This is a genomic window from Chloroflexota bacterium, from assembly GCA_034717495.1.
Classification (GTDB): domain Bacteria; phylum Chloroflexota; class Anaerolineae; order JAAEKA01; family JAAEKA01; genus JAYELL01.
Genome location: JAYELL010000058.1, coordinates 3499 through 15010 on the forward strand (window position 1 = coordinate 3499; position 11512 = coordinate 15010).

9 protein-coding genes and 1 pseudogene are annotated in these 11512 nt (G+C 56.6%); 1 reads left to right on the forward strand and 9 read right to left on the reverse strand.

Annotation, left to right across the window (positions count from 1 at the left end):
- Positions 1 to 137: 137 nt before the first annotated feature.
- Positions 138 to 950 (reverse strand): hypothetical protein, encoded by an 813-nt coding sequence (locus tag U9R25_11660; GenBank protein ID MEA3336560.1) that lies wholly within the window; start codon positions 948 to 950, stop codon positions 138 to 140.
- Positions 951 to 1129: 179 nt separating this feature from the next.
- On the opposite strand from U9R25_11660, the gene U9R25_11665 reads away from it, so the two are divergent.
- Positions 1130 to 2539: a CHAT domain-containing protein gene (locus tag U9R25_11665; GenBank protein ID MEA3336561.1), complete on the forward strand. Its 1410-nt coding sequence runs from the start codon at positions 1130 to 1132 to the stop codon at positions 2537 to 2539.
- A 106-nt stretch (positions 2540 to 2645) separates the two neighbouring features.
- Here the strand turns inward: U9R25_11665 and U9R25_11670 are convergent, their stop codons facing one another.
- The 8 genes and pseudogenes from U9R25_11670 to U9R25_11705 form a co-directional block, all read right to left on the reverse strand.
- Positions 2646 to 4424, reverse strand: a complete 1779-nt coding sequence (locus U9R25_11670) for a hypothetical protein (protein ID MEA3336562.1) — start codon at positions 4422 to 4424, stop codon at positions 2646 to 2648.
- Entirely contained in the window at positions 4411 to 5994 is a 1584-nt protein-coding gene (locus tag U9R25_11675; GenBank protein MEA3336563.1) for a UDP-N-acetylmuramoyl-L-alanyl-D-glutamate--2,6-diaminopimelate ligase, read from the reverse strand. Before U9R25_11675 ends, U9R25_11670 begins: the two co-directional genes overlap by 14 nt.
- A 6-nt stretch (positions 5995 to 6000) precedes the next feature.
- Positions 6001 to 7503 (reverse strand): hypothetical protein, encoded by a 1503-nt coding sequence (locus tag U9R25_11680; protein ID MEA3336564.1) that lies wholly within the window; start codon positions 7501 to 7503, stop codon positions 6001 to 6003.
- Between the two features lie 45 nt (positions 7504 to 7548).
- Positions 7549 to 8181, reverse strand: a complete 633-nt coding sequence (locus U9R25_11685) for a hypothetical protein (protein MEA3336565.1) — start codon at positions 8179 to 8181, stop codon at positions 7549 to 7551.
- A 77-nt stretch (positions 8182 to 8258) separates the two neighbouring features.
- On the reverse strand, positions 8259 to 8576 hold the full coding sequence (locus tag U9R25_11690; GenBank protein ID MEA3336566.1) for a YciI family protein: 318 nt from the start codon (positions 8574 to 8576) through the stop codon (positions 8259 to 8261).
- 239 nt (positions 8577 to 8815) lie between these two features.
- Complete coding sequence (locus U9R25_11695) at positions 8816 to 9049, reverse strand: CopG family transcriptional regulator (protein MEA3336567.1); 234 nt, start codon at positions 9047 to 9049, stop codon at positions 8816 to 8818.
- Positions 9027 to 9321, reverse strand: a pseudogene (locus U9R25_11700) (BrnT family toxin). Before U9R25_11700 ends, U9R25_11695 begins: the two are co-directional and overlap by 23 nt.
- Before the next feature lie 685 nt (positions 9322 to 10006).
- Positions 10007 to 11497, reverse strand: coding sequence for an NADH-quinone oxidoreductase subunit N (locus tag U9R25_11705; GenBank protein MEA3336568.1), 1491 nt, complete (start codon positions 11495 to 11497; stop codon positions 10007 to 10009).
- Positions 11498 to 11512: the final 15 nt, after the last annotated feature.

Genomic DNA, 11512 nt, shown 5'->3' on the forward strand with positions numbered 1-11512 from the left:
ATCAGAAAAGATCAGCGTGAATCTGCGCCGAAGGTCTGCGTAATCAGCGTTCCTCTGCCCTGTCCAGGTTGGGAATCGGGAAAAAATCTGTCTCACTTGTCATTGGGCTGAGTTGAGAGGCTGGAATCGCAGCGAGATCAGGGAGCAAAGGCAAGTATCAGGATAAGCCCGGCGGCGCCAACAGCTGCAAATTCAAGAGCAACTCGACGATCGAGGCGCTCAAGCAATGTCTGCCAGGAGAGGCCAACCAACAGATAGAACAACAGAAGAAGCAAGAGACCGGCGCTCAGCGTACTCAGATTGGTGTGAACGAGGGCCCAGGTGACCTGCGCCACAACTACGCCAACGATTGAAGCGTACAGGCTAACCCAGGCAACCCGGCTCTCGGTGCCACGGAGGATCTCCAGGGCAAGCAGGGTGGCGATCAGGCCCAATGTCAGGCTTCGGCCGAAGGCGCGCCAGGTATCTGGAATAAGTAGAAAAGCCAGCAGCGCGACCGCATAACAGGTCAGGTTAAGCACGATTCGTGCCCGTCGGTAGCCGGTTGCATGAGGATCCAGGCTATAGTAAATGGCGACCAGGACCCCGCTCAGGAGAACGGCGAGGGTCAGCAGACCGACGATCCAGTAAAGCAGGGAAGGCATCGTGGGCAGCAACATGGCGCCGATCACGGTTACGGCGATCGGCAAGGCCCAGAAACGGCCCGTTCGTCCTATCTTGCCCTGACGGACAAGGGGGTGAGCGTTTACCACAGCTTGAGCACCGGTGCCAGCCAGCAGCGCAAGCAGCAGGGGCGTGAGGATTTTCAGGTCGACGGGCAACGCCAGCGTAGTGGCGCCCAACATCACTTCAGAATCCCGGCCAGGCAAGGAGAAGAGAGCACTTGCTGCCAGGGTAATGACCACACCCCAGACAGCTATGCTGATTCGGTCACGAAAATCACTGTCCACAGATCAGATTGTACCGCGCCGATAGAGGCTTGTCAAAGCGCTTCCGTGATGGAACGGGGGCTCAGCGCTTCTCAGCATTAACAACTCGATATACAATAAGGGCATGGTCGGTTCTCACGGTCCGATCCCTGCCAATTTCAAGCCAGGCTGCTCGGCAGCCAGATTTGAAGGAGACGCCGATGGAAATCATCAACCTCGACATTGCAGTCGGCGAAATCGCCGGAGAGTCCTATCCGGTGAGTGCCTACTATCCACCCCTGGGCACAGAAACTGAACACCGAACAATCGACACCGACAGCGAGCTCCTGGCCAGCTCGCTGCAATGGGCCAACGAGTCTTCCTCCGTCCGGCGAAGCAGCATTGAAGCAGCGGAGACCCTGGGCAGTGCCCTCTATGACACACTTTTTGGGGGAAAACTGGGGATTTTCCTGGATAAGGTCCTGCAATACTCAGAAACGCAGGAGACAGGTGTGCGGCTTCGCCTGAGCAGCGGTGATCCGTCGATCGTATCATTGCCGTGGGAGTTTCTCTTTCACCCACAGACAGGGCGGCTATTCGCCACCGACCAGACATCGATGTTGACACGCTATCTCAGCCACTATGCAACCTTTGGCCGAACTCGCAGCCTTGCAGCCGAGCTTCCCCTGCGTATGCTGATGGTTGTTCCCGCTGTACCAGACCTGGACACCACAGCAGAGATCGAACGCGTTCGTTTGGCGATCGAGCCGGAAGAGGATTCGCAGCCAACGATACTGATGACCGTCCTTGGCGGCCCGGATGAAATCGTCCCGCTTCCCCGTTTACTGGATACGTTGCAGAATGACGAGCAAGGATTCGACATTCTGCATTTCGTGGGCCACGGTGTTTCCAGAGGAAGCCGGGCATTCGTCCGCTTCAACGCCGCTGCGGGCGGCGAAACCTGGCTCGACAGCGGCGTTTTCGCCCGCTCGTTGAAGCCCTATGCCCTGAACCAGTTGCGTTTGGCCGTTCTGAACACCTGTGAAAGTGGCGCCAGGTCGGCGACCGTCCGAGGAGTGACATCGTTGGCTGGTTTGGCCCCTGACCTGATCAGGAATGGTTTTGCCGCCGTGATCGGAATGCAATATAGTGTGTTGGATAGCGCCTCGCTGGAATTCTCCCAGGCCTTCTATCGAGCCCTGACCTGCTGCGACACCACCGGGCAAGTAGATGCGGCTATCACAGATGCGCGCGGCAGGTTGGCAACCAGGTTTCAGGGACACCGCAGCTTTGCTACACCTGTACTCTTTCTCCACACTGAAGATGGCCATATCTTTGAGTTTCCCTCGCGGGACTCGGAGGAAACGCCCCGGGATGAGGATGCTTCATCATCGGATCCCCATTTGGGCTTCGCGCGGCGGTTGGACGAAAAATCAGAGCAGGATAGCCTCGATGAACGAGCTGAATTGAACACCGAGATGGCATCTCTCAAGGCCAAACTGCGGTACCTGCGATCCAGGCGGACGCGGTATGGTGTACGCAACCGTCTTGACCTGTTCAGCGAAATCGTCAGGACCGAGGAGCGTATCGAAGCAATCGAACGACGCCTCACCACCACTCGCGTCCCCTAGTGCACGCGGGCGTAACTACTCCAATGGTTGTCGCTTGGCGTCATTCCCGCAGTCATCCTCGTGGGCGCGGGGAACGCGGGAATCCAGCTTGTGAGCAGTATTAGGCTTAATCACCAAAGAAGGATGGGCCGTAGAGCAAGAGGGTGAGCAACGAATCAGTCAAGGCAAAGGTAAAAACAGCGCGGAGCAGATAGGGTCGGGAACTTCGCCGGATGTATATCCACGTAGCCAATCCCGCCACTGCAGCAACCAGCAAGAACATGAGCAGCCACCAGATCCCCTGCAACGATTCCGGCACGCTCTGGTAGAAAGGTGGCCTGGTAACAACAGCCGCCAGAATGAAGATTTTCGTGCCAAGATAGAGCACGATGGAAATCGCCAGAGTTAGCTTAGCCGCCCAACTTGTCTTGATCGAGTCGTCGTTACCCGTGAAATAGAAGACGCCACACACAATGATTAGCGGAAGCAAGATGATTGCGATCAGGGGAAGCAAGCTGATTCCTGAAGCCATGCCCCACATGGCGTCCATCGCATCGAGAGCCGTATCGTTTGACGTGCGCAGAGCCAAGAGCTCACGGGCTTCCTCCCGGGTTGACGCATAGTACACCGAATACTGTCCCAGATTCTCCAGATCCACCCACGCCAGATGGTATTCTCCATCATCGCTCATGAACCCCTGCATCTGCTGCGAGTAATGCCGGGTCCGTGCCGGTTGTTGGTAGGCAACAAACTGACCATCCTGAAAAATCAGCAACACTGTCTGGGGCCGGGGATCAAAACGAAAATCGAACATCATGTCCGCCACTACCATGGCAAACTCTGCGCCCGGGCTGGCAACAGCCGATGGATTCTCCAGGAAAGTGGTCCCCAGCGTGGATTCGCCAGGATAGGCCATTTCGGTCAATGGGGGAAACTCTGTCGTTTCCCGGTAGGCTGGGGCCGCTTCCGAGGAAACCAGGAGAGGCTCAGGCACCCTCAAACCCGGCTCACCCCTGGGAAAGGCAACGTAAAATGTTTCAGCCGTGCCCTGTTCCAGCCCGGACCGATGTTCCTGGGACCAAAGGATGTAGACATGGGACGGGTCCACCGCCATAGTTGGCGGGAAAGTCACATCGGAGATCGCGATTCGAAGATCGCCAACCCGCACAGGCTCACTGCTCGTCCTGGCGCCCGGCGCAACGCTGGCATACAGAAGATCGTAGGTGGTCGGGGTCACGCCTGTGATCCAGGCAGCATGGAAAACACCCTTTTCGTCCACCGCCCCGGTCGGTTGCTCCCCGTCGGGCCCGATCAACTGAGGAAAACCATCGAACGAGCCATCAGGCAACAGGCGCTGATAGTAGACCCCCTTTCCAGGCCCTTCGACGACATCCCATACCAGATGCATGGTGTTATCGGGGGCTTTCGACACCGAGAGTACCGCGCTCTTTTGCTCCGGCATCGTCAGGCGCTGCGGTCCCTCCACTATCTGCCCATCCCTGCCGAGTTGGAAATAGTAGACGCCGTCCGAATCTCCTGACTGGAGGCGGGTCACCGCGAAGCTGTGAAGAACATCCCCGGCAACGATTTGGAGTCGTCGGGGAAACAGCGTCGAGATTGGCACCACAGTCTTCGAAATGACGGTCCCATCTGCCGCGAGATGGGACACCGCCAGGCGATTGCCCTCCTCCTGGCGCTCGGCCCACATAATGTAGGTACCTTGATCGTCACCATCAATGCCGACAGCTTGCCGGATGGAGGCAGTACCAATGCGGTTGCCCCGGCTCCAATCGTCATTCAGCTTGAAGGTGCGTTCCCGCTCCAGATTGCACCCGGCGAGGACAGCTGTGATGATGATCAGCAGCATTGCCAGACTGGTCATTCTTCGCGAGTTAATTGAAATCAAAAAGCTCTCCCTCAGTTGTTGGCAGGGTATATGGCGGCGGCTCCGAGGCACCAAGGCGCTGCGCGACGGCCCACGCCAGGACATTCTGGTCGCGCCATGGGTGCTCCACGTTGCCGAAACACATTGACCGTTCGTGTCCCTTGCCGGCGACAATGACCGTATCTCCTGCCGTCGCCTCCCGAACAGCCCACCAAATCGCGCGGATCCGGTCAGGAATCCGGAAGAAGTCGCGCCCTTCCACACCACCACCCTGCAAGGCCCCTTCGGCCATTTGCTCCAGGATCATCTCCAGCGATTCGCTGCGAGGATCCTCAGCCGTGAGCAAGGTGATATCGGCCAGCTGGACGGCGGTCCGGGGCATCAGCCAGCGTTTCTCCACATCACGCAAACCGGCGCTGCCGAATACAACGATAACGCGTCCCGGGGTCATCGTTCTCGCGGCCCGCAGCGCTCTCTCCAGGGAAACAGGCGTATGGGCGAAATCGACAATGACGAGAAAATCCTGGCCGCGATCGATTCTTTCCATGCGGCCATCAATGCCCGGCACCGTTTCCAGGCCGTCAAGAAGCTGATCCAGGGGCAAGCCCAGGCCCAATCCCGCGCCAAGCGCGGCAAGACTATTATACACGTTAAACCGTCCAGCCAGCGGCACACGAACTGACGCTCTGTCACCAGGCCCGCGAACCGAAAAGACCAGGCTTCCACCATCTGTGCTGATGTCTTCAGCCCGCAGATCGACCTGTTTCTCCTCGATGCCGTAGCTCAGCAAACGATCCGCCGGGATGCCGCGCAGATGCTCAAAGGATGGGTCATCCGCATTCAACACAGCCACTTTGGACTGCAGAGCTGGTCCTTGGACAGGTTTGCGAGCACCCTGTGCCAGACTGTGAAAAAGCTGCGCCTTGGCGGCCATGTAGTCATCCCACGAGCCATGATAATCCAGATGCTCGTGGGTGACATTGGTAATGACCGCAACATCGAAATCGCAGGCGGCAACCCGTTTCTGAACCAGTCCATGGGAGGTTGTTTCCATGACGGCACTGTCGCAGCCCTGGGACACCATTTCGGCCAACAGACGCTGCACATCAGGCGCCTCAGGTGTCGTCACATGAAAGCCAGTGTCGAGCTTTTTCTGGCCAATACGAGCGCCCACCGTGCTGATCATTCCTGGTCGCATGCCGGACGCTTCCAGCAGATGATGGATAATATTGGCGGTCGTGGTCTTGCCATCGGTACCGGTTATGCCCACCAGCCTGAGTGCGCGGCTCGGATGGCCATGTAGGACGGAAGCAAGGCTTGCCAGTGCCTGGCGGGAATCGGAAACCCGGCAATAGGGAACAACCATGGGCGTGAGATCGGCCTCTCCAACCACCGCCACGGCACCCCGACGGATGGCATCCTCGATGTATCGATGTCCGTCCACCGTGGCGCCTGGCACGGCAACAAAAAGCGCACCTGGCTCTACCTGGCGGGAATCCGCTGTGACTGCTTCTATTGATACACCTTGCGCATGTGAAACCGGTTCAACATCGGGCAAGGAATCCAGGAGAGTTAACAGAGATTGGGTCATGGACTGCTACGGCCTGGGTTCTGATTCATCTGGCGGTATCCCGTCATCCGGCAGCCTTTCCCCCGGTTTCCCAGTTGTTTTTGGGGAAGAGCGATGGACAGAGATGCCCAAGGCAGCAATCGCCAGCAACAACAGCGCCAGGATGCCACCACAGTAAGCCACGGGTAGAGATGGCAGTGTATCCTCATCCTCAGGTTGGGACTCGGGCGTGGCCAACGCCGTCTCCTCCACGACTTGAATGGCCGTGGGTTCCGCAGTTGGCGTGGAGGCCGGCTCAGGCGTGTCAGTCGGTGTTATCACCTCAGCGGCTGTCGGAGAAGGCGCTGGAGCGAGGGTTGGTGTGTTCGTGGGCACGGGCATAGGTGTGTCAGAAGGGATTGTGGTCGCGGTGGCCGTGGCAGGCTGCGGGGCGCTGCCCAAGGACCAGCTGTTACCGGCATCGGCACTGATCAAGACCCCGCTGTTCTGGGTGCCGGCGAAGACGCTATCCCCAACTGAAGCAAACGCGTCGGCGCCAGTGGTCCACGGCTGGTCCCCGCTCTCCATGGCTTGCCAATCCCGTCCACCGTTGCCAGTGCGATAACCCGACTCGTCGGTACCCAGCAACAGAACGCTGCGCCCGCTCGATTCGACGGCGGTACCCAGGGCGGAAGCGAATGTATCGTCCCTCAAGGGGGACTGGTTGATCGGTTGCCAGGTCTGGCCGCCCTCATTGCTGCGCCATACGCCATACCTGCTGGTACCAAGAAAGAAGACACTGTCGGGGGCGCCAGGATCGAGGGCCACCGTCAGAACCACTGCATCGGCGGGCAGGTCATCTGTCGCCCGTTCCCACAGAGCACCCTCCGCCGGGCGGACAAAGAGTCCAGCGTGGGTACCCGCCAGGAGCCGGCCATCGGGAGTCGCAACCAGGGCGCGAATTGTCAGGGCATTCTCACTGTTCAGCCCATCGCTGGCGTTGCGCCAGGTCTGGCCTCCATCATCACTGCGCCAAACGCCATCAAACCTGGTACCGACCCACACGATCGATCCCGCCAACCCTGGCTCCACCAGAAGGGCTCCAATTCCCGACCGGGCACTGAGCTGCTCGGTTAGCGCCCTTTCTACCCACGAATCGCCGCCATCATCGCTGGACCAGAGCCGTCCAGTGACGCCCTCACCCAACCAAATCCTGTCGGAATCAGAGGGATCGATTGCCAGCGCGCTGAAGGAGGCATGGATGTTTTGCGCAGCTCCCGGGGTCACCTCTTTCCAGGAACGGCCAGAATCCTGGCTGCGCAGGACAGAGCCGTTTTGGCCGGAACCGGCAAGCGTGCCGGCAAATACCCTCTCTGGCAGATCGGGATGGACCGCCAGCGAGATGACCCGTTGGCCGAAAAAGGGGTCCTCCTGCCCATGCGCGGGAGGGGTCGCCGTAACTCCAGCCATCAACAGGCTAAGCAGGATAACGACAGCAGCCCGCGACAGGGAGCGAGGACGAATAGGCAGTGGTGAAGCAGCATTGTTCATTGTTTTTTCCCTTTGTCACAGCGAGGGGTCTGGTAGCAGCCTGCCTCAGTACGGCGGCTCTGCCGGCCCCTCGTATCCACACATTCCCATCCTCGGAGAATTCACAAGCGGCATCGGCTCTCCGTACGCCCTGTGTAGGTGTTCCTCTACATGCTCATCACACAACGTTCCCGCCTCATCGTATTCGTACAGGCACTCCATGCAAAACCACGACGCCGGTTGCCCACACTCCATGCATTCCGCCTCCGGTGGCCCATTCCGTGCCATCAAGACGATCGGATGCACCGTCAGCGGCTTGCCTTCCCGCACGGCCACCTCTTTGACCAACGTCTCCGATGAGGTCCCAAAATCATAGATGTGGGTTAGCTCCACCCCGGGCCAGAATACCTGTTCCACCTGCCTCCTCTTGGATATCTCCTTGCCACGCCAGTCGCCCACAGAAAACCGGCTCAGGTGCCCGCAGCACTCCAGCCAGATGGCTCGCAGGTAGAGATCCAAATCCGCCAGCGTCGCCGTGCCTCTCATCTCCAGATGCAGCCAGTAATTCCCCTGCCAGGCGTCCTGCACCTGCAAATGATACAGCCATTCCTCTTCGCCAGGCTTTTGATTGGCCTTTTCAATAGCTTCCTGGCGCTCTGAGCACGCGGGCAGATGCCTTGCCAGACCGCCCCTGGTCATTTTCCGCCCGCAAAAAGCGCCTCTCGTGCCTCGCTCTGCTTTTGGCGATCCGGGTGATGCGATTGTTATGTTTATTTTTAGCCTGGCATCTGTATTAGCTCTGACACCTCAAGTGAACCGCCAATATCAAGAAATGGGCAAGCTTTTGCAATCTCCAGTGCTGTCTCCATTGAATCAGCTTCAATAATAGTGTAACCAGACATCGATGAAGTGCTTCCTGTGGTGACAGTACCGTCAGAATTTACTGTGCTCGTATTCTTAAACGGATTTGCAGGACTAACTGCTGAGTCGCCCAACGAAGATAACCATTCCTTATATTTCGCAAAATGTTGCTTACCTTCCCCTGGGCTAGATGGCTGATCGCCGCCCAGGTAAGTAATAATGTATTGAGCCATGTATGTATCTCCTTATCTTTAAGATCAAATTCTTATGTACTGCAAAAAACATAACGTTTCGGATAACCAGGCCGGGACAGCACGTGGCTGAGCGCAGGGAAGAAAAAGTGACGATCGACATCACAAGGTCAGTGTTGGCTGCGGCTGGATAACTATCGGGCCAGGAGCCGCCACAAAGTCCCGCTGGTCCTCCATGAGATGAACTTTTTTGGTCCAACTTCGTTCACTGGATTTCTATGTCATCCAGCGTGCCGTAGCGTATATTCGTCTAACAATCGTCGAATCATTTTCTGATATGGAACTTGATGCTTTGCCGCCTCTTGCTTAAAGAATTCTACACTCGCTTTACTTAAGGCTATCGTTACCTTCACCGTCTCTTCCCGAAACGCTAACTCTTCCGGCGGCGGCAAGAAATCCTTCACTACTCTCACTTCTCCTATTGGGCCATCACTATAGTTGGTTTTCTTCTTCATATCCTCGCCTACCTCTTCGCCAGTAACCTGCTCCAAATATCCGAATTCGATGCTCTCGATACGTGAACCGCACGGTTAATACCCTCATCCACCTTTCCCAAACAATAATATCGCTTTTCCGCTTCTGTACTGTGGGTCACATCTTCCAAAATACCACGGTTTGGGTCAATGAAAGCGTACTGGGCGATGATGAACGAAACCCCATGCTCTTCCCGATTGCTGAGGTCTTTTTTGGTATCCCATTCAAACTCTGTGCGTTGTCGAGAAGCCATACTGAGACTATAACATACGTATGGCTTTCCGGCAATATATTCATATTGCTTCAGAGCAAGGCCATGAAATCATGTTCCTCGGGAGGATAGCGGCTTCTGAGCCGCAAGGTGCTCACCAACTGCATGACTTGACCGCAGGCAGGACAGGTCATCTCAGAAGTTGGCCTTTGCTCCAGGCCCGTCTCCTGCTCTGACTCGGGATCAGTAGACGGACAGGTCCGCAATCGGTCGATTGCGGACCTGTCGGACGCCGATCCGTGAGGTAGGAAAAGCGCTTATTTTCGAAGCAAGAAAGCTATCGGAGGTGCATGCAGCTATACACATTACTGAGGCAGGTTGCGGGTCTGACCCACCCCCCTGCCCCGTGCGCAGCCCCCAGAGCGGCAGCGAAGGGCTCCCAGTTTGGGAGGGGGAAAAATGCAGGCCACGCGGTCGAACCCTTCGGCTGGCCTGGCGCCTACCTATTCCCCCGGTCCCTGTCTACTTGTTCCCCTGCTTCCCTGGTCCTTGTCTACTTGTTTCCTTGTTTCCCTGTCTACTTGTTTCCCTGTTTCCTTGTCTACTTGTTCCCCTGCTTCCCTGGTCCTTGTCTACTTGTTTCCCTGTTTCCCTGTCTACTTGTCTACTTGTTTCCCTGTCTACTTGTCTACTTGTTTCCCTGTCTACTTGTTTCCCTGTTTCCCTTTTACATCGACGTCAAAAACGTGGCAGATTCGCTGGCCCATTCGATCAACCACCTGGGTTGAATGCCAATTACGACCACAACCAGCGCGCAAACGGCCAATGCCACACCAAGGATCGGCGAAATAGATATCTTCTCTTTCTCTTGCGGATCCATCATGAACATATAGCGAGCGATATTCAAGTAGTACCCTGCGGCTATTGCTGCATTGATCAAGCCGACGAAAGCCAGGGCATAGAATTTTACATGTATAGCGGCACCAAAGACAAAATACTTAGCCCAGAATCCGAGTGTTGGTGGAATACCGGTAAGTGATAGCAGGAATAGCAGCAGCAGTGAAGCCAGCCACGGTGAGCGGTAAAACAGCCCTGCATAGTCCTTCAACTCGACCTTTCCAGTGCGATTCTCGACGGCAATCACGACGGCGAAGACACCCAGGTTTGTAAACAGATAGGAGAATAGATAGATCAGAATGCCATTGATGCCGTTGAAGGTAAACTCGGAAAACGGCATTAGCCCGAACTTCACCTGTGGTATGGCCACCAGACCCATCAGAATGTAGCCGGCCTGGGCGATAGATGAGTAAGCAAACAGCCGTTTCATATTCGTCTGCCGGAGAGCAACCAGATTGCCGAAGGTCATGGTCACCATGCTGAGGCCCGCCAACAATGTTATCCAATCGATGGCGAACACAGTCAGGCCTACGACAAAGGTCCTCACCAATAAAGCAAACCCGGCGGCCTTGGAAGCGGTCGAAAGGAAGCCGGTGATCGGTGTGGGCGCACCCTCGTAGGTATCTGGCGCCCACTGATGGAATGGCACCAAGCTGATCTTGAAGCCAAAACCGACGATCAGCAACGCGACAGAGGTGAAACTCAGCCAGCGCATGCCCTCCGACAATCCCTGCCCGGACAGGGCCTCAAAAACAGCCAGCAAGTTTGTGGATCCGGTGGCGCCAAAGAGAAGCGAAAGGCCGTAAAGCAATACGCCCGAGGCAACAGATCCGTATATGAAGTATTTGACCGATGCTTCGCTTGATTTCGCGTCGTTCCTGAGATAGCCAACCAGGATATAGGAGGTGATGGAAAGAAACTCAAGAGCGATGTAGATCAAAATCAGATCATTGGCACCCACTGCCACCGAAATCGCCAGGCCAACCGCCAGCAAGAAGGCATAGTACTCACCCCGATTGTCGCTATGTTTAGGCAGATACTCCACCGATAACAGGACAACCAACGCGACCCCAACCAGCGCAACGACCTTCAAAAAGACTGCGAAACCGTCGATTGCCACGGTTCCGGTCACCGACGTGGGGTCCAGACCGGTCAACGTGAAGGCCGCCAAAGCTGCCGCCAACAGACCTGCAACAGCGATCGCTGCCAGTGTCCGATCGTTGGTACGACGACCGTTCACCAAATCCACCACCACCACAATGATGGCGGCCAGGATCAATATGATTTCCGGAAGTAAAAAGCGGAGGGTATCGACAGTCAATCTATCCTCCTCGTC

Excerpts from the sequence above, each read along its gene's own strand:
- U9R25_11685 (MEA3336565.1), bottom strand. The coding sequence starts at position 8,181 with ATGACCAGGGGCGGTCTGGCAAGGCATCTGCCCGCGTGCTCAGAGCGC.
- U9R25_11680 (MEA3336564.1), bottom strand. The coding sequence starts at position 7,503 with ATGAACAATGCTGCTTCACCACTGCCTATTCGTCCTCGCTCCCTGTCG.
- U9R25_11690 (MEA3336566.1), bottom strand. The coding sequence starts at position 8,576 with ATGGCTCAATACATTATTACTTACCTGGGCGGCGATCAGCCATCTAGC.
- U9R25_11665 (MEA3336561.1), top strand. The coding sequence starts at position 1,130 with ATGGAAATCATCAACCTCGACATTGCAGTCGGCGAAATCGCCGGAGAG.
- U9R25_11675 (MEA3336563.1), bottom strand. The coding sequence starts at position 5,994 with ATGACCCAATCTCTGTTAACTCTCCTGGATTCCTTGCCCGATGTTGAA.
- U9R25_11695 (MEA3336567.1), bottom strand. The coding sequence starts at position 9,049 with ATGAAGAAGAAAACCAACTATAGTGATGGCCCAATAGGAGAAGTGAGA.